Origin of the sequence: Methylobacterium sp. Leaf465 (genome assembly GCF_001424705.1) — a bacterium.
Lineage (GTDB): Bacteria > Pseudomonadota > Alphaproteobacteria > Rhizobiales > Beijerinckiaceae > Methylobacterium.
In genome coordinates, this window is the sequence record NZ_LMRA01000046.1 from 165,353 (window position 1) to 182,002 (window position 16,650).

Annotated in this window: 18 protein-coding genes; 2 read left to right on the top strand and 16 right to left on the bottom strand. The window is 71.6% G+C overall.

Annotated elements, in window-relative coordinates:
* Nucleotides 1-223: 223 nt before the first annotated feature.
* From folK to ASG51_RS20640, 16 genes are all read right to left on the bottom strand, one after another.
* Nucleotides 224-715: a 2-amino-4-hydroxy-6-hydroxymethyldihydropteridine diphosphokinase gene (folK, locus tag ASG51_RS20565; protein WP_056382750.1), complete on the bottom strand. Its 492-nt coding sequence runs from the start codon at nt 713-715 to the stop codon at nt 224-226.
* On the bottom strand, nt 712-1,086 hold the full coding sequence (folB, locus tag ASG51_RS20570; protein ID WP_056382751.1) for a dihydroneopterin aldolase: 375 nt from the start codon (nt 1,084-1,086) through the stop codon (nt 712-714). Before folB ends, folK begins: the two co-directional genes overlap by 4 nt.
* The gene (folP, locus tag ASG51_RS20575; protein WP_156389801.1) at nt 1,083-1,856 is read right to left on the bottom strand and encodes a dihydropteroate synthase; all 774 of its coding nucleotides are present in this window, start codon (nt 1,854-1,856) and stop codon (nt 1,083-1,085) included. Before folP ends, folB begins: the two co-directional genes overlap by 4 nt.
* 241 nt (nt 1,857-2,097) lie before the next feature.
* Nucleotides 2,098-2,466, bottom strand: a complete 369-nt coding sequence (locus ASG51_RS20580) for a hypothetical protein (protein WP_156389802.1) — start codon at nt 2,464-2,466, stop codon at nt 2,098-2,100.
* Entirely contained in the window at nt 2,459-3,193 is a 735-nt protein-coding gene (locus ASG51_RS20585; RefSeq protein WP_200941365.1) for a hypothetical protein, read from the bottom strand. Before ASG51_RS20585 ends, ASG51_RS20580 begins: the two co-directional genes overlap by 8 nt.
* Entirely contained in the window at nt 3,190-4,347 is a 1,158-nt protein-coding gene (gene pqqE / locus ASG51_RS20590; protein ID WP_056382755.1) for a pyrroloquinoline quinone biosynthesis protein PqqE, read from the bottom strand. The genes ASG51_RS20585 and pqqE overlap by 4 nt, the downstream gene beginning before the upstream one ends.
* Nucleotides 4,344-5,426 (bottom strand): pyrroloquinoline-quinone synthase PqqC, encoded by a 1,083-nt coding sequence (gene pqqC / locus ASG51_RS20595; RefSeq protein ID WP_056220277.1) that lies wholly within the window; start codon nt 5,424-5,426, stop codon nt 4,344-4,346. Before pqqC ends, pqqE begins: the two co-directional genes overlap by 4 nt.
* A 143-nt stretch (nt 5,427-5,569) precedes the next feature.
* Nucleotides 5,570-6,472: a pyrroloquinoline quinone biosynthesis protein PqqB gene (gene pqqB, locus ASG51_RS20600; RefSeq protein WP_056220280.1), complete on the bottom strand. Its 903-nt coding sequence runs from the start codon at nt 6,470-6,472 to the stop codon at nt 5,570-5,572.
* A gap of 43 nt (nt 6,473-6,515) precedes the next feature.
* Nucleotides 6,516-6,605, bottom strand: a complete 90-nt coding sequence (pqqA, locus tag ASG51_RS20605) for a pyrroloquinoline quinone precursor peptide PqqA (protein ID WP_055889187.1) — start codon at nt 6,603-6,605, stop codon at nt 6,516-6,518.
* Nucleotides 6,606-6,805: 200 nt separating this feature from the next.
* Nucleotides 6,806-7,510, bottom strand: coding sequence for a response regulator transcription factor (locus tag ASG51_RS20610; RefSeq protein WP_055951546.1), 705 nt, complete (start codon nt 7,508-7,510; stop codon nt 6,806-6,808).
* The gene (locus ASG51_RS20615; RefSeq protein WP_056382757.1) at nt 7,507-9,129 is read right to left on the bottom strand and encodes a HAMP domain-containing sensor histidine kinase; all 1,623 of its coding nucleotides are present in this window, start codon (nt 9,127-9,129) and stop codon (nt 7,507-7,509) included. The genes ASG51_RS20610 and ASG51_RS20615 overlap by 4 nt, the downstream gene beginning before the upstream one ends.
* 256 nt (nt 9,130-9,385) lie before the next feature.
* Nucleotides 9,386-9,592: a hypothetical protein gene (locus ASG51_RS20620; RefSeq protein WP_056270611.1), complete on the bottom strand. Its 207-nt coding sequence runs from the start codon at nt 9,590-9,592 to the stop codon at nt 9,386-9,388.
* A gap of 203 nt (nt 9,593-9,795) precedes the next feature.
* Nucleotides 9,796-10,590: a formylmethanofuran dehydrogenase subunit C gene (locus tag ASG51_RS20625; RefSeq protein WP_056220292.1), complete on the bottom strand. Its 795-nt coding sequence runs from the start codon at nt 10,588-10,590 to the stop codon at nt 9,796-9,798.
* Nucleotides 10,587-11,543: a formylmethanofuran--tetrahydromethanopterin N-formyltransferase gene (gene fhcD / locus ASG51_RS20630; RefSeq protein ID WP_056220295.1), complete on the bottom strand. Its 957-nt coding sequence runs from the start codon at nt 11,541-11,543 to the stop codon at nt 10,587-10,589. The genes ASG51_RS20625 and fhcD overlap by 4 nt, the downstream gene beginning before the upstream one ends.
* Nucleotides 11,544-11,576: 33 nt before the next feature.
* Nucleotides 11,577-13,220 (bottom strand): formylmethanofuran dehydrogenase subunit A, encoded by a 1,644-nt coding sequence (locus tag ASG51_RS20635; protein ID WP_056220298.1) that lies wholly within the window; start codon nt 13,218-13,220, stop codon nt 11,577-11,579.
* Nucleotides 13,214-14,305 (bottom strand): hypothetical protein, encoded by a 1,092-nt coding sequence (locus tag ASG51_RS20640; RefSeq protein ID WP_056270616.1) that lies wholly within the window; start codon nt 14,303-14,305, stop codon nt 13,214-13,216. Before ASG51_RS20640 ends, ASG51_RS20635 begins: the two co-directional genes overlap by 7 nt.
* 300 nt (nt 14,306-14,605) lie before the next feature.
* On the opposite strand from ASG51_RS20640, the gene ASG51_RS20645 reads away from it, so the two are divergent.
* Entirely contained in the window at nt 14,606-15,574 is a 969-nt protein-coding gene (locus ASG51_RS20645; protein ID WP_056270703.1) for a beta-ribofuranosylaminobenzene 5'-phosphate synthase family protein, read from the top strand.
* A 110-nt stretch (nt 15,575-15,684) separates the two neighbouring features.
* Complete coding sequence (locus tag ASG51_RS20650) at nt 15,685-16,578, top strand: NAD(P)-dependent methylenetetrahydromethanopterin dehydrogenase (protein ID WP_056270619.1); 894 nt, start codon at nt 15,685-15,687, stop codon at nt 16,576-16,578.
* Nucleotides 16,579-16,650 lie beyond the last annotated feature (72 nt).

A 16,650-nucleotide genomic window follows, 5' to 3' on the forward strand; every position in this document is an offset into this window, starting at 1 on the left:
GTCTCCCTCGGGGTCAGCCCGGAGGGCCAGAAATCCCGCGCGGGCGACGGGCGCATGCCGGAGAGTACCGACGCGATCGCCGAGCGCAACTCGGGCTGTCCCGGCTCGGCCCCTCGCACCGCCTCGTCGCCTGGACCGACGGCTGCGTCGGCGTCACGATGCCGAGAGGGCGGCTCTTTCCGCCGGGGTCGATCCCAGATCCCCGATCGAGATCCGGCCCAGATCAGACCCGCTCGATGCCGGCGGCGTCGAGCTTGGCGAGGGCTGCGGCGACCGTCTCCGGCCCAATGCGCAGGGTGGGGGCGATCTCGGCCAGAGGCACCAGCACGAAGGCGCGCTCGCGCACGAAACGGTGTGGCAGTACGAGGCGCGCATCCGAGATCGTCGCGCCCTCGTAGGACAGAACGTCGATATCGATCACCCGCGGACCCCAACGGCGTTCGCGCACCCGGCCCATGGCGGTCTCGATGGCGAGGCCCACCTCCAGGAGTTCGTGCGGGGTGAGGCTGGTCTCGATCCCGATCGCGGCGTTGAGGAACCAGTCCTGGTCGGTGTCGCCCCAGGGCGGCGTGCGATAATTCGACGAGCGCGCGGTGACGCGGATGCCCGGTGTGGCCGCCAGCCGCGCCACCGCATCGGCCAGGGTCGCGGCCTTGTCGCCGAGATTGCTGCCGAGGCCAAGATAGGCGGCGTGCCAGTCCAGTCCACTCCTCATCGGGCGGCCTCGCGGCGGCGCACGATCTCGATGGCGACGCCGTCGATCACGGCCGGGACCGGCGCGCTCGGCTTGTCCACCCGCACGCGGATCTCGGTGATGGGCGGGTGACGGTCGAGGATCTCGCCCGCGATGGCTTCCGCGAGAGCCTCGATCAGGTCGAAGCGCCGCTGCGTGGCGATCCGGGTCACGATCTCGGTGAGGTCGGCGTAGCTCACGGTCCGGGCGACGTCGTCGGAGCGCCCGGCCGCCCCGAGGTCGAGGCGCACATCGAGCGAGACGTAGAAGCGCTGCCCGAGGCGAGCCTCCTCGGGCAGGAGGCCGTGGAAGGCAAAGACCGCGATCCGGTCGACGAGGATGCGGTCGCTCATGCGGAGCGTCCCATCACGGCGTCGACCACCCGCAGGGCATCGACGTGCGGGCGGACATCGTGAACGCGCACGATCTGCGCCCCGAGGGTGGCGGCGAGGACGTGACTGCCGATCGAGCCGAAGAGCCGGTCCACCGGCTTGGTCTCGGCATCGTGCAGGCGTCCGAGGAGGGATTTGCGCGAGACGCCGACGAGGACGGGAAAGCCGAGGGCCACGATCTCGGGCAGGCGCCGCAGGGCTTCGAGGTGCTGCGCCCAGCTCTTGCCGAAGCCGATACCGGGATCGAGCACGATGTCGCCGTCGCGCAGGCCGGCGGCCCGCGCGATGGCCAGCGAGCGCTCGAAGAAGCGCAGCATGTCGGCGACGATGTCGAGGGCCGGATCGATGGTCTCGCGGTTGTGCATGATCATCACGGGCGCGCCGTAATCGGCGGCGACCCGGGCGATATCGGGCTCGCGCTGCAGGCCCCAGACGTCGTTGACCATGCGGGCGCCGGCCTCCAGCGCCACCCGGGCGGTCGAGGCCTTGTAGGTGTCCACCGAGATCGGAACGGACAGGCGGGCCGCGAGGTCGCGGATCACCGGCAGGATCCGAGCCTGCTCCTCCTCGGCCGGGACGGGCACGTGGCCGGGGCGGGTGGATTCGCCGCCGATATCCACCAGGGCCGCGCCCTCCGCCACCAGGGCCTCGGCCTGGGTGCGGGCGGCCACGACATCGGCGAAGCGGCCGCCATCGGAGAACGAATCGGGCGTAACGTTAAGAATGCCCATCACGAGCACGCGCCGACCGAGATCGGGCAGGAGCGTCGTCAGCGGAGCCGGCAGGTCTGGGGGCACGGGATGCTCGGGTTCGAAGGCGGGCGCGTCCGGAGCGCGTCCTCGGCCGGGATGCCGCTGTCTTTGAACGCAATGCCCGGTCGGAGCAACGCCCCTGCCGGCGCTGGGGCCGAACGGGGCCAAGTCCTGCGCCGCCGCCGCCGGGCGGCGCCGCTGCGACGTCCGCGTGACCCGGTCAGGTCCCGCCGCGGTAGCAGCGGATCTCGGCCTCGGCCTGGGCCCGGCGCAGGTCGGCCACCTGATCGTCGAAGACCTTGGTCGACTTGAACTGGGCCGTGCGCTGGCCGATGCCCTGGCGCAGGGACAGCACGGTGCTGGCCTGGACATACTTGTCGTAGGGCAGCAGCGAGGCGAGGGCATCCAGGGAGCAGGAGCAGCGCGACAAGGATTCGCGCGACTGGCCGTTCGCCGCCATGCAGCCGAAGATGTAGTCGGCCCGTGCCTCCGTGGGGTAGTCGTTCTCAGACTCGGCCGCGGTCGCCGCACCCGCCAGGAAGGCCGCGGCGCAGGCGCCGGCGGCGAGGTGCGGGAGCCGCTTAACCAGCGTTCGGATCATAGCTCAGGTTCTCCTGCAGGAGTTCGCCGCCCTCGGCGTTCTTGGAGCTCGCCTCGATCGAGACGAGCTCGCCCGGCACGGCCGCGGACGTGACGAAGGTGTATTTCAGGTTCTCGAAGCCGCGCATGCGCTCCTTCATCTTATCGTCGAGGAAGGGCTGAGTTTCGATGCGCCAGGCGTCGACCTTCTGGCCCTTGTAGTCGATCTGCATCGGCGTCACGGTGGCGTTGTCGCGCAGGCCCTTGCGAATGGCGTTCTTGATGTAGCGCGGATTGGCCATCAGCACGCGGGCGAGATCCATGAGATGGTGCTCGAGGAAGAGCGTCATCACCGGGTTGCCGGGCATGTCCTCGAACGGGCCGGCCGGGAAACGGTTGGCCCCGGAGAACATCTCCACGCGGATATTGCGGTTCTCCGCGGCGTTGCCGGGCTCGATCCCGAGCTTGATCGTGTCGTTCAGCGGCGGTCCGAACGGGCCCTTCGAGATGCCGCTGCGGCGCAGGTAATCGTAGGTCAGCTTCGACCCCGGCGGGACGTTCTTCATCTGCGGCTGCTCGAAGAGCAGGTCCGAGGCGTCGGGCGTCGTCGCGGTGCTGGCCTTTGTCACGGCGGACGCGTCGGGCGTCGCCGGTGGCGCGGGGGTGGTCGGCGGGGTCTGGGCGAGGGCGGGTGCGCCGGAGAGCATCAGCAGCGCGGAGAGTGTGACGGGCTTCAAAGCGGCGCTTCCTCATTCAGCGGCGGACGCACATTGGGCTGCACGTTACTGCCGATGGTCCGGTAGATGTAGTCGGGCGGGGTCTCGGCCGCCTCCTCGGCGGCGAGGCCCCGCACCTTGGCGTGGAGCGGCGAGAGCGAGCAGGCCGGATCGGTGGCCGCCGCATCCCCGGCGAGAGCCAGGGCCTGGCAGCGGCAGCCGCCCCAGTCCTTCTCGCGCCGGTCGCAGGAGCGACAGGGCTCCTGCATCCAGTCCGTGCCGCGATAGGCCGTGAAGGCCGGCGCGTTCGCCCAGATGTCGCCGAGCGAATGGTCGGACACGTACCAGAATTCGAGGTTCGGGATCGTCTCGGCCGCGTGGCAGGGAAGCACCTTGCCCTGCGGCGTCACGTTCATGAGCTTGCGCCCCCAGCCGCCGGCGCAGGCCTTGGGGTATTTCGCGTAGTAGTCCGGCACCACGAGGTCGATGACGAGCTGGCCCTTCAGGCGCTCGCGTGCGGCCTCGACGATGCGGATCGAGCGGTCGACCTCCGCTTTATTCGGCATCAGGGCGGCGCGATTCACGTAGGCCCAGCCGTAATACTGGGTGTGGGCCACCTCCAGGCGCTTGGCCCCGAGCTTCACCGCGAGATCGATGAAGCCCTCGACCTCGTGGATGTTGCCCCGGTGGATCACCGAGTTCAGCGTCAGCGGCAGGCCGAGCTGGGTCACCCGCTCGGCGAAGGCGAGTTTCTGCGGCTGGGCGTTCTTGAGGCCGCCGATCTTCTCGGCATTGGCCGCGTCGACGCCCTGCACCGAGAGCTGCACGTGGTCGAGGCCCGCCTCGTAGAGCGCGTCGAGCTTCTGCAGGGCGCCCCCGACGCCGGAGGTGATGAGGTTGGAATACAGGCCGAGTTTCGCGCAGGTCGCGGTGATCTCGACGATGTCGTTGCGCGCCGTCGGCTCACCGCCCGAGAGGTGGACGTGCAGCACGCCGAGGCCCGCCGCCTCCGTCAGCACCCGCTGCCACGTGGCGGTGTCGAGCTCGCCCGAGCGCCGGTCGAGCTCGAGCGGGTTCGAGCAGTAGGGACAGCGCAGGGGGCAGCGATGGGTGAGCTCCGCCAGGAGTCCGACCGGTGCCGGCAGGGTGGGGGCGTTCGGCGTGATCGCGTTCATCGCTCCAGGACCCGTTTCGTGGCGAGATCGTTCAGCATCACGAGGATGTCGGCCTCGATCACGGCGGGGTCCGCCGTGAATTTCTCGCCCAGCAGGGCGGCGATGGCGCGCACGCTGCGCTGCCCGTCGACCAGTTCGAGGACCGCCACCGCGTTGGCGTCGAGGTCGAAGGTGCGCTCGGGCGCCAGGAGGACGTGCTGGTTGCGCACGGCATCGTGGCGCAGTCGCACGCCCCGGGGCAGGCGCGGCACGTCGTGCGCCGCGAGGGTGCCGGTCCCGGCCGCCTGCGCCACGGCGGGCTCGGGGACGAGCCCCGTGCCGGGCGTCCAGGCGTCGGGCGGGGTCAGGCCGGGGGCCACGTAGGCGAAGTAGAGGGCGTCGAGCTGGGTCCAGAGCACATTGCACTTGAAGGTCAGGGCGTCCATCGCCTGGCGCTGCAGGGCCGGCGTGGTGGCGTGCTCCTTGACGTACGCGATGGCGAAGTCGGCATCGCGCGGAGCCTGGGTCAGGCGCTTGTCGAAATAGGCCAGCGTGTCCTTGGTGATGAAGTCGTAGTTCTTCAGCATCCCGGCCACCCGCTCCGAGATGATGGTCGGCGAGAACATCTCGGTGAGCGAGGAGGCGATGGCCTCCAGCAGCGAGCGCTCCTTCACGAAGTGCACGTAGGCATCCACCGAGAACCGGGTGGCCGACAGGATGCCTTGCGTCGATTCCACGTAGTCGCGGGCAAAGCCCACGCCCTCGGCGAGCTTGAGCCAGCGCTCGATGCCGCCGTCGCCGGGGGCGTCGCCGTCGTGGTCGACAATGCGCTGGCGCCAGACCCGGCGCAGGGACGCGTCGGTCATGCGCGCGAGGACGGCGGCGTCCTTCACCGGGATCATCGCCTGATAATAGTAGCGGTTCAGCGCCCAGGCCCGGACCTGATCCTTGCTGAGCTTGCCGTCGTGCAGGAGCCGGTGGAACGGGTGCAGGTTGTGGTAGCGGCGCGCGCCGATGTCGCGCAGGGCCGCTTCCAGCTCCTCCGGCGAGAGCAGGCGCTGGGCCTCATCGGTCTTCGGGGTCGGGAAGGGCGCGGTCATGGCGTGGCTCGCGGATCAGCGTGGAGCGGTTTTAGGAACTTTTCTTATCAATCGCGCCGCGCCCCGTGAAGGCCACGGGCGCGCCGACGCAATTCAATCGGACACAATGTATGTCGTCGGCACTAAACTGCCAGATGGACGCCTCACGAAAGAGTCAGCGTCAAACCGTCATGGGCCACGGTCCAGCCCGCGGCCTCGACCTGGCGCCGCGCCTCGGAGCCCTCGACCAGCACCGGGTTGGTGTTGTTGATGTGGACGAAAACCCGGCGGCCGATCGCGACGTCGGACAGGGCCGCGATGGAGCCGCCCTCGCCGGTCATCGGCACGTGGCCCATGCGCCAGCCGGTCTTGGTGCCGACGCCGGCGCGGATCATGTCGTCGTCGAGGAGCACGGTCCCGTCGAAGAGCAGGCCGTCGACCCCGCCGATGCGGGCCTTCAGGTCTTCGGTGACGCGGGCGCAGCCGGGAATGTAGGCGAGGCGCCGCCCGCCGGCCTCGATCATCGCGCCCACCGTGGTCTCGGTCTCGGCGCCGATCTGCAGGGTCTCGTCCTCCAGCCAGAGGGGCACCTTGCCGGGCACCGCGAACAGGGTGACGTGCAGGCCCGGCACCGGCTCGAAGCGCCGGTCGAGGGCGATCGGCTCGCGGGCGACGACGCCCGTGGCCATCACGTCGAACACCCGGTTGGCGTTGACGGAGTCGAGGATGCCGGCGGTGCCGTAGAGGGTGAAGGGCTGGCCCTCGCGCAGCGTCAGCAGGCCGGCGACGTGGTCGACGTCGCCGTTGGTCAGCAGCACGGCCTGGATCGGCGAGTGCCGCAGCCCCGTGCGCGGGTGCATCGCCGGATTGTCGAACAGCTGCTGGCGGAGATCGGGGGAGGCGTTCACCAGGAGCCAGCGCTCTCCATCGGGGGAGACAGCGATGCTCGACTGGGTCCGCGGCCTGACGCGGGTCTCGTCCTCACGGGCGAGGGAGCAGATCGGGCAGCGGCAATTCCATTGGGGAAGGCCGCCGCCCGCGGCCGAACCGAGGATCAGGACATGCATGGTGGAACCGACGCTGCCTTCGGACCCTCGGGTTCGACGAAACTCAGTTGAAGGTGTCGATCTCAGCCGACTCGTAGCTGGTGACTTCCATGCCGACGCAGATCTCGGAAACGATGGGGGCAGCCCAGGTCATGGTGTTTCTCCTGAAGGTTTCTTCTGAACGTCAGCAGCATCCCGATCGCCTCTAAGAAGATCGTAAGACACTGACGGCGCAGAGATTTCTGTCGCCGCGCTGGTATCGACAATTTGGCCCGGCAGTTCAAGCGCTAAATTGCCGGTTCCTCCCGTCCACCCCCGCGAATCCGGTGTCGGCGTTAACGCGGCATGCCCGTTTCAGTGCCGGAAATCCTGTCCCTTCAGGTCCAGCATGAAGCCCCGGCCACGCACCGTGACGATGACCGGGCCGCCGAGGCGGACGAAGTCGGACAGCTTGGTCCGCAGGTAACCCACGTAGACATCGACGACATTCAGGGAGAGGCCGCCCTGGCCGGCCCAGAGCTTGTCGAAGATGTCGCCCCGCGAGACCGGGTGATTGGCGTTGTCCATCAGCAGGGCGAGGAGCTCGGCCTCGCGGGGGGTGAGGCGCGCCGTCGCATCCGCGAATCCGACCTGACGGACGGTCAGGTCGAGCATCAGCTTGCCGGCGGTGACCAGGGTGCGGGGCTCCTCCGAGGCCTTGCGGCGCAGGAGGTGGGTCTGGAGGCGGGCCAGGAGCTCGTCGAAGACGAAGGGCTTCACGATGTAGTCATCGGCCCCGAGCGCCAGCCCCTCGGCGCGGTCGCGGACCTCGTCCCGGGCGGAGAGGAAGAGTATCGGCCCCGGATAGCCGCCCTCGCGCAGGGAGCGGCAGACATCGTGGCCGGAGCCGTCCGGCAGGGTGATGTCGAGAACCACCGCCTCGGGCGCCTCGGCGCGGGCGGCCGCGAGGGCGTCGTCGACCCGTCCGGCGACGCCGACGGAGAAGCCCTCCGCCTCCAGGCCGCGGGCGAGCATGGCGCGAATGTCGCTGTCATCCTCGACGATCAGTACGCGCGTCATGCCACGGTCTCCTGGGCGCCCGTCGGGTGAGGCGAGGGGGGATGCTCGGCGTCGCTGGGGGACAGCGCGGGCAGGTCGAGGGCCACCTGCGCACCGCGCCCGCCCGGACCCGCCCCGAGGCGGATCGTGCCATCATGCCGCTCCACGACCCAGCGCGCCAGGGCCAGACCGATGCCGAAGCCGGCCTCTCCCGTGGGGCTGTCACGGCGGAAGCGCTCGAACAGGCCGTCGCCGAGGTCGGGGAAGCCGGGCCCGTCGTCGGTGATCGTCACCACCGCGTGCCCCCCCTCCGCCCGCGCCAGGGCGACCACCACCCGGGTGAGCCCGGTGGCGTGGCGCAGGGCGTTGTCGATCAGGCTCTCGACCACCTGGCGCAGCCATTCCCGGTCGGCGAGCAGCATCGGGTCGGCCTCGACCAGAGCGAGGCTCAGCGCCACGCGGCGGCGGGCGGCCTCGGAGCCCATGCCGTCGACGGCGTCGGCGAGGATCTCCCCCGCGCCCACCGGGCGGCGGTCGAGCTCGATCTGCCCCGATTCGGAGCGGGCGACGCGCAGCAGGTCCTCGACCCGGCGCTTCAGGCGCAGGGCGCGCTTGCGGATGGTGGCGAAGACCGGGGTGACGTCGGTCTGGCGCCCGGCCGAGCGGGCCGCGATGTCACATTCGCCCAGGATGACCGTGAGGGGCGTGCGCAGCTCGTGGCTGACATCGGCGAAGAAGCGCCGGCGCGAGCGGTCCACCGCCTCCAGGCGGGCATTGGCGGCGCGCAGATCGAGGGTGCGGGCCGCCACCGTGTCCTCCAGGGCGGCCCGGTCGGCCGCGAGCCGGCCCTCGCGCCGGGCGAGGCGGGCGGCCATGCGGTTGAAGTTCGCCACGAGCAGGCCGAGTTCGTCGCGGGTCGCCACCGACAGGCGGGTGTCAAGCTCGCCCCGGCCCACGGCGCCGGCGGCGCGGCGCACCGCCTCGATCCGGGCCAGCACGGGACGGGTCACCGCGCGGTAGAGCAGGAGCACGAGGGCGAGCGCCCCCGCCACGGCGGCCAGCGACGCGACCCGCAGGGTGCCGGAGAGCGCGCGCGCCGCGTCCGAGCCGGCGATCATCGAGCGCCGCTCCACCTCGATCAGGAAGGAGAGCGGTTGCCCGGTCATGGCACCGAAGCCGTTCAGGGCGCCCCGGATCGCCGCCCGGCGCGACTCGTCCTCCGACTGGCGCAGCACCTGGGTCACCTGCCGGTCGAGGACGGCGCGGGCCGCGCGCAGCTGGGCGAGGGGCCGGGTGCGGGCGGCGTACTGGGTGCGGTCGAGGGGGTCGTCACTCGACGTGATGGAGCGCCCCAGGGCCTCGTCCACCGCCACCAGGGCGCGGTCGACATGGGCGCGCGCCACCGCGAGTCCCTCCGGCTGCGCATCCGGGTTGCTCACCGCCTCCAGGGCGGCGAGCCCGTACTGGGTCATGCGCCCGGAGAGTTCGACCAGAAGTTCGAGGCGCCCCTGGGCCGCCAGCGTCCGGTCGATGGTGCGCTCGGCGGCGCCGATCGAGGCGAGGACGCCGAGGGCCGCCAGGACCACGAGGAGCGCGGTGCCGCCGAGCAGGAGCGCGAACCGGACCTTCAGCGAGCGCATGGTCGTGCCGACATCGTCTTGCCCGATCGTCCTGCCAAACCGTCTTGCGCAATCGTCCCGACGTGTTTCTCGGGCCTTGACCAGGACGGCCACCCGGACTGCACTGCATTCCGCGTTTGCCTGATCATCCCGTCTGCTCCGACGACCTTGCGATCAACATCGGGCGCGCATGCTCTGTAGGCTCAGGGCCGGTTCGGTTGCAAGCGTTGCCGCGCGGCGGGCGCGGGGCGCGCGCCCCTGATCGCGGGCGCCCCGCTTACAGGTCGCGCGGCTGGCTGCCCCGGACGGCGCAGCGCCACCGCGTCACCTGCCATTCCGGGTGCTCCGCCTGCCACTTGGCGATGGCGCTCTGGGAGTTGCGTAGGCAGATGTTCGGGCTGCGCGCCTCGAACGAGAGGTCGATCTTGTCCTCGCGGCACTGCGAGGGCTGCGACAGGAGGCAGATCGAGAGCAGGATGAGCATGAGGAGGCCGGGTTCGCGCTGGGGACAAGCGGGACACCGGCACTATGGTACCGCCCGCGGACGCAGAAAATTGTCCGATCGGGAGGATTGTGCAAGTCCGGAGGGTCATTGGCCCGGCATCGAGGGCCGCCCCTCCGGGGCCAAGACGGTGGGCCCGGCCCTCCGGTTCGCCGTGGGCGCGCCCGAAAGAGCCGGAGACGGCCTCAGGCCGCCACCCAGAGCTCGCCCTTGCCGAGGGTGGCGAGGTCGCCCGAGTAGCGCGTCAGGGCCCCGGCGGCGAGATCCGCGTGGGCCGGGCTGAGGGGGCGCAGCGAGCGGGCCAGGAGGCGCAGGAACACGAGATCGTGCGTGCCGGTCTCGACGAAGCTCGGGGACAGGGCCCCGACGGCGCCGGCCAGGAGGGTGCCCCGTCGCATGCCATAGCCCGGATGGTCGCCCAGACTCGTCGCCGCGATGGTGCCGGCGATCATCCGCGCGCCCGCATGGGCGCCCGCCCGGCCGACCAGGATCAGGCCACGCCGCATGCGGTCGCCGAGATAGTCGCCGGCGCTGCCGCGGATCACCAGGGTGGCGCCGTCGAGGCCGGCCTTGGCGGCGTAGACCGCGCCGCCGGCATGGTCGCCGGCATCGCCCTCGATCGTGATCGTGCCGCCGGTGGCGCCCGAGCCCGCGAAGGGACCGGCCGAACCCGTGACCGTCACCGAGCCGCCGGCCATGCCTTCGCCGAGGCGCTGCCCGACATCGCCGGTGACCCGGATGCGGCCGCCGCTGAGCGATGCGCCGACCCGGTCGAGGCGCGACGAGCCCCCCTCGATGACGAGGTCGTCGGAGCCGTCGAGGGACAGCGTGAAGCAATCGCCGAGCGTCAGGCCGCGCCGGCCCGTGCCGACGGGGAGCTTGCCCGCCTCGGCCTCGGTCAGGCCGCTGAGCGCGAGCGGGGTGACGTGCCGGAAATCGAGCCGCTCCGGCGGCTCCTGGCGCAGGGTGAGGGTACTCATGCCGCTCCAGCCTCGCTGCCCGGCTCCTTCGAGAGCAGGTTCTTCAGATGATAATGGTGGCGGCCGAGATTGCCGCCGTAATTGCCGGCCGTGACGGCCACGAGCCCGTGCGCCGCCCCCGCTTCGGTCGCCGCATGCAGGGCCGCGCGCATGGATTCGGCCACCGCGTCGGAGGTGAGCGCGTCGATGACGATTTCCAGCACGACGCCGACCTCGGCCGAGAGCTCGGTGCCGGCCCGGCCCTTGAGGGTCGGGCAATAGGCGTCGTTGGTCGAGGCCATCATGCCCTTGGTGCGCGCGCCCACCTTCGAGCCGGAGCGGACGATGCCGCCCGGGAAGGGCAGGATCGCGCCGGAGACCGCGCGGGCGGCCTCCACGGCGATCTCGGCGACCTTCAGGGTGTCGGCGTGCTTGCGCCCGAGGAACAGCAGGTTGCCGCCGCCGACCGCGCCGTCCACCGCGCGGACGAAGTCCTCGCACAGGAACTCGCCGTCCATGACGGGGATGCGCCAGTAGCGCCGGGCCTTGCCGGTGACCGGGTCGGTCAGGCGCTTGGCCACCGCGAAGCCGTCGCCGAAGTAGCGGATCGCGCCGCCGAGCTTGATCTTCGTGGGGCCGTCCACGCCGGCGTAGCAGGCGGTGCCCGGGCAGGTGAGGATGCACTGGCCGACCCGCTTGAGGAGCTGGTCCTTGAGGCCGTTCGGCTCGAAGCCGAACAGCAGCACGCGCACGCCGGGGCGCCCGTCCGGGGTCTCCTCGGGGGAGAGCTCGCAGTCGATCCCGGCCTCGGCGCCGCAGCCGATCACCGAGGTGGCGAAGCCCGTCATCACGGTGGCGGCGATCATCGCCCACTTGGCCGTGTCGTTGGTGATGATGATCGCCGTTCCGGCGACGTCGAACGCCTCCGCGAAGGTGTCGATCACCGGAATGCCGTTGAGGGTGAGGTCCGTCATCTCAGTCACCCGTCCCCACGCAACGCATCTTTCTCACGACCGACATGCGACCTCCGCGAACACGTCCGGCTTCGGGAAGGCCTCGTCCGGCACCGCGAAGCTCTTCAGGCCGGTGCCGAAGCGGTCCTGCAGGTAGGTCTCGGAGCGGGCCACCATCGCCTTGTCGGACTCGACGGCGAGTTCCAGGGTGCGGCCCGAGCGCCAGGCCACCACCTCGCCGTCCTCCACGATGGTCTCGCCGTCCTTGAGCACCAGCTTGGCGCGGGCGAACATGGCCGTGCGGTCGGGGTCGTCGCGGTAGATCGCGACGTCGGCCCGGGCGCCCTCGCGCAGATGGCCGCGATCGGCGAGCCCGAGGAGCTTGGCGGGACCCGAGCGCGTCAGCTGGGCGATCTCCGAGAAGCTGTACTCGCGCTCGATGGCGCAGAGGCCGGAGCGCTCGGCGATCACCTTGTGCAGGGAGGATATCTCGCGGTCGCGCTCCTCCTTGTCCATCAGGAAGTGGATGATGCGCGGGTAGTCGGTGAAGGGACCGCCGTTCGGATGGTCGGTGGTCAGGATGGTGCGCTCCGGCTCCTTGGACAGGAGCATGAGCTCGAGGCCGATCGCCCATTGCAGGGAGCTCACGGCGCCGCGCGGCTTGTAGAGGAACGGCACCACGCCGCCGCCCTCCGCGTCGCCCGCGGTGACGATCCACTTCTTCGGGTTGGCGCCCTTGCGACCGGCGAACTGGCGCAGGATGTCGAGGGAGATCGTCACGGTCTGGCCGAAGGCGACCTGGCCGACGTCGTAGGTGGCGTTGGGGTGCGCCTCCATGGCCTCGGTGATGCGCTCGGCCGCCGAGCGGAAGCCGCCCGTGAGGGGGTTCTCGGGGTCGGCGACGCCGTAGCCGTAGAACTGGGCATGGGCGAAGTGGATGCGCCGCCCCTCCGCCGCCTCCAGGGTGTCCACGAAGGACTCGTCGGCGCCCGGGATGCCGAGGTTGTTGCAGTGGACGTGCAGGGGGTGCGGCACGCCGATCTCCTCGACCGCGTCGAGGAGGGCGCCCATGATCTTGCGGGTGGAGAGGCCGTAGACCGGGATCTCGTCGTCGAGGCTGAGCTTCAGCATCCCGTCCTTGAAGGCCGAGGCGCCGCCCGCGTTGATGCACTTGACGCCGAGGCCCCGCGAGGTCGCCACCGAGAGGGCGACGAGGTCGCGCACCGCCGCCTTGCCCTCGCGCGCCCGCAGGAGCTGGAGCAGGTGGTCGTCGTTGCCCATCACCGTCAGGGCGCCGCGGTCGAGCAGCGGGATGTCGGCGAGCTCGAGCTGGGTGGCGAGCGCGTTGGCGGGCGGCATCGCCGGCTCGACCGCCAGGGTGTAGCCCATCCGGGCGTAGTTCGCGCCGATCCAGGCGGCCGAGCCGCCCGCATGCGCGAAGGGATGGCCCTCGGGCGCGGCCTCGCTGGCGTAGAGTTCGGGCAGCAGCAGGCGGCTCATCACCACGTTGCCGCCGGCGATGTGCGAATGGACCTCGACGCCGCCCGCCATCACCACGCAGCCGGTGGCGTCGACGGTGCGATCGGGCGCGCGGTCGGAGGCGGGCACGACGCGCCCGTTCTCGATCCAGACCTCGCCGACCGCGTCGCGGCCGGCCGTCGGGTCGACGACCCGGCCTCCGTGAATCCGGATCAGCATGCGGCGGCCTTCTTCTGCATGAGGCGGTGTTGAAGTCGATCGTGGATGGCGGTGAGGATGCCGGCCGCGCTCAGCTCGGCGGTCGGGCCGGGGGCCGGCGCGTAGGTGATCGCCGCCCGGCGCTCGTCCCACAGGCTGCCGCCGGCGCTCTCGCCGGGAACGCCCACGGCGAAGACCACGTCGGCGACGTCGCCGCCGGCCTCCGGGCTGCCGACGCCCACGATGGCGACGCTGGGGAGGGTGCCGAGCCAGTCGGGGCGCGGGGCGGGCAGGGAGGCGAGCCACAGGGCGGCGTCCGCCTCGCCGGCGGCGATCTGGCGGGCGCTGTCGAAGCGCCAGGGATCGTGCTCGGGCACGTGCCGGCCGAAACCGACGCGGGGGGCCTGGCCGGTGGTCCAGGCGGCGAGCTGCAGGAGGGCACGGCCCTGGAACGGATCGGCGAGGGGCAGGCCGAAGAAGCGCGTGACCTCGTTGAGGTCCTTGATCATGCCCTGGAGCATCTCGACGCCCAGTTCGCCGATCTCGGCCGGGTCGTACAGCACGACGCCGTACTGCGCGGCGGCAAGGCGCCGGGCCAGGTCGGCATAGGCCGCCTCGCCGCCGAGGTTGCCCTTCAGGAAGGCGCGCAGATGCGCGACCGAGACGGCGAGGCCGCCGGCCTCGGCCGGATAGGCCACGTGTCGGGTGGCGCCGTTGCGCGGGCCGCCCAGGGACAGGATCACCCGCTCGGAACCGGCGGCGCGGCCCCGCGTCGCCTGCGTGCCGGCGATGTCCTGGACGATGGGGCGGTCCCAGGGGGCGTTGCCCACGATGAGGACCGCATCGGCCCGGCCGACGGCCTCGGCGGGCGTCGTCGTCATGGCCCCGCTGCGGCTGAGCGATCCGAGCTCGGCATAGAGGCTCGGGCCAGCCACGGGATCGACGGAGGCACCGAGGGCGTCGGCGAGATGGTAGGCGGCGCGCACCGCGCTCAACTCGGCGCAGAGCCCCGCCAGGACAACATTCTGCGCTGAAGCGAGGAGCGTGGCGGCGGCCTCCACCGCCGCGTCCGCGTCCGTCGCACCACCCTTCACCCAGGCCGCCATGCGTTGCACCTTGGAAAATCGAGGGCCCGGCGCGCGCCGTATTCGGCGTCGCGCACGGCGGGACTGAGCCAGTCCGTGTCGTTGGGGCGGCACGTTTGCATCGCCGCCGCCCCCCAGGCAACCCCCCTGAACCGCGTCGGGCGAATCAGACGCCCGGCACCGCGGCGGGAGATTTGTCCGATGCGCTTGCGACGGGTCGGCGCTCCGTGGGAGAAGCCGGCGGCGCGGGATCGGCGGCCCGCGGGGGCACGAGGCCGTTCGGAGCGGGGAGGACGGGGCACGATGGAGGGGATCGACGTGATGCGGATCCCAAGCGGGCCGGGCGGACCCGGCGCCGGCCTTCGCGTGCACGCCCCGGCCCGCCTGCATTTCGGTTTCCTCGACCTGCATGGCGGCCTCGGCCGGCGCTTCGGCAGCATCGGCCTCGCCCTCGACGCCCCCGCCGTGACCCTGACCGCCCGTCCGGCCGAGCGCCTCGACGTGACCGGGCCGGAGGCACGCCGGGCCGCCGCCTACGCGCTGGCGGCCGCGGGCCACCTCGGCATCGCCGGTCACGCCGCACTGACCATCGAATCGGCGATCCCCGCCCATGCGGGCTTCGGCTCCGGCACGCAGCTGGCGCTCAGCGTGGCGGCCGCGCTGGCGGGCCTGGCCGGGCGCCCCTTCGCGCCGGAGGATTTCGCCGACGCCCTCGACCGGGGGAACCGCTCGGGGGTCGGCCTCGCGGCCTTCACCCAGGGGGGCCTCATCGTCGACGGCGGCCGCGACCCCGACGGCAACCCGCCGCCGGTGATCGCCCGCCTGGCCTATCCGGAGGCCTGGCGCGTGGTGCTGATCCTCGACACCGAGATGACCGGCGTCCACGGCACCCGCGAGGTCGCGGCCTTCCGCGACCTGCCGCGTTTCCCGGAGGCGCAGGCGGCCGAGATCTGCCGCATCGTGCTGATGCAGGTGCTGCCGGCCGCGGTCACGGCCGAGCCGGAGGGGTTCGGCGCCGGCATCACCCGGATCCAGCAGCTCATCGGCGACCACTTCGCGCCCCACCAGGGCGGGCGCTTCGCCAGCCCCGCCGTGGCCGCGGCGCTCGCCGCCGTCGCCGACCTCGGACTCGCCGGCTACGGCCAGAGCTCCTGGGGCCCCACCGGCTTCGCCCTGGTGCCCTCGGAGGCCGAGGCCCGCGCCCTCGTGGGCATGCTGGAGCGGCCGGGTCCCCTCAGGTTCCTGATCGCCCGGGGACGCAACACCGGCGCGTCGGTCACCGCGCTTTAAGACGAATCCCGCTAGAGCCGAGCTTCCGCCCACCCGAACCCGGCGGGCTTTGACAATTCGACGCCTCCGCGCACGATCGGGCCGCGTCACAGCACGAAGGGAGTCCGACGATGGCCCGCTCGATCCTGCACATGATCACGCCCCTGAAGCACATGAGCCCGTTCGACGTGAACATGGCGGTGGATGCGGGCTTCGAGACGATCGCGACCTACACCAACGCCACGCTCGCGGACGTGACGACCCTGGTCCAGGACTCGATCTTCTCGCGTAGCCCCCAGGACGGCGTCCGCACCGGCATCTTCATCGGCGGCAAGAACGCCGAGGACGCCCTCGACATGGTCGACCGGGCCAAGAAGGCCCTGGTGCCGCCCTTCGCCAACCACATCTTCGCCGACCCCGCCGGCTCCTTCACCACCGGCGCCGCGATGGTGGCCGAGGTGACCCGCGCCCTGAAATCGAAGTTCGACACCGGCCTCGAGGGCAAGCGCATCGTGATCTTCGGCGGGGCCGGCGTCGTCGCCTATGTCGCGGCCGTGATCGGCGCCCTCCACGGCGCCAACGCGGTGATCGTCGGCCATGACGGGGAGGAGCGGGTCAGCAAGATCGCCAACACCATGCGCTGGCGCTTCGGCGTCGAGGTCGAGGCCGTGGACGGCTCCACCGTCGCCGCCCGCCGCGCCGCGATCACGAAAGCCGACGTCATCCTCTCGGCCGGCCCGGCCGGCATCCCGATCCTGACGGCGGAGGATCTCGAATCCGCCCCGAACCTGCTCGTGGCCTCCGACGTCAACGCCGTGCCGCCCGCCGGCATCGCTGGCATCGACGTCAACGCCATCGACGTGCCCCTGCCCACGGGCCGGGGCGTCGGCATCGGCGCGCTGGCGGTCGGCAACGTCAAGTACCAGACCGAATCCCGCCTGTTCCGCCGCATGCTCGAATCCCACGAGCCCCTCTGCCTCGATTTTCGCGATGCCTACACCCTGGCGGTCGAGGTGGCGGGCTGAGGGCGGCCCACCCGGGGCTGGGCCCCGGACAGACCCTCCTCGTCGCCGCCCAGTCCGGCCGCGCCCTGGCTC

Coding starts and splice junctions, on each gene's coding strand:
- folP (WP_156389801.1), bottom strand. CDS start 1,856: ATGGGCATTCTTAACGTTACGCCCGATTCGTTCTCCGATGGCGGCCGC.
- ASG51_RS20620 (WP_056270611.1), bottom strand. CDS start 9,592: ATGCTCATCCTGCTCTCGATCTGCCTCCTGTCGCAGCCCTCGCAGTGC.
- folB (WP_056382751.1), bottom strand. CDS start 1,086: ATGAGCGACCGCATCCTCGTCGACCGGATCGCGGTCTTTGCCTTCCAC.
- ASG51_RS20625 (WP_056220292.1), bottom strand. CDS start 10,590: ATGAGTACCCTCACCCTGCGCCAGGAGCCGCCGGAGCGGCTCGATTTC.
- ASG51_RS20635 (WP_056220298.1), bottom strand. CDS start 13,220: ATGCTGATCCGGATTCACGGAGGCCGGGTCGTCGACCCGACGGCCGGC.
- fhcD (WP_056220295.1), bottom strand. CDS start 11,543: ATGACGGACCTCACCCTCAACGGCATTCCGGTGATCGACACCTTCGCG.
- folK (WP_056382750.1), bottom strand. CDS start 715: ATGAGGAGTGGACTGGACTGGCACGCCGCCTATCTTGGCCTCGGCAGC.
- ASG51_RS20610 (WP_055951546.1), bottom strand. CDS start 7,510: ATGACGCGCGTACTGATCGTCGAGGATGACAGCGACATTCGCGCCATG.
- ASG51_RS20645 (WP_056270703.1), top strand. CDS start 14,606: ATGCGGATCCCAAGCGGGCCGGGCGGACCCGGCGCCGGCCTTCGCGTG.
- pqqE (WP_056382755.1), bottom strand. CDS start 4,347: ATGAACGCGATCACGCCGAACGCCCCCACCCTGCCGGCACCGGTCGGA.
- ASG51_RS20615 (WP_056382757.1), bottom strand. CDS start 9,129: ATGCGCTCGCTGAAGGTCCGGTTCGCGCTCCTGCTCGGCGGCACCGCG.
- pqqC (WP_056220277.1), bottom strand. CDS start 5,426: ATGACCGCGCCCTTCCCGACCCCGAAGACCGATGAGGCCCAGCGCCTG.
- pqqA (WP_055889187.1), bottom strand. CDS start 6,605: ATGACCTGGGCTGCCCCCATCGTTTCCGAGATCTGCGTCGGCATGGAA.
- ASG51_RS20650 (WP_056270619.1), top strand. CDS start 15,685: ATGGCCCGCTCGATCCTGCACATGATCACGCCCCTGAAGCACATGAGC.
- pqqB (WP_056220280.1), bottom strand. CDS start 6,472: ATGCATGTCCTGATCCTCGGTTCGGCCGCGGGCGGCGGCCTTCCCCAA.
- ASG51_RS20640 (WP_056270616.1), bottom strand. CDS start 14,305: ATGGCGGCCTGGGTGAAGGGTGGTGCGACGGACGCGGACGCGGCGGTG.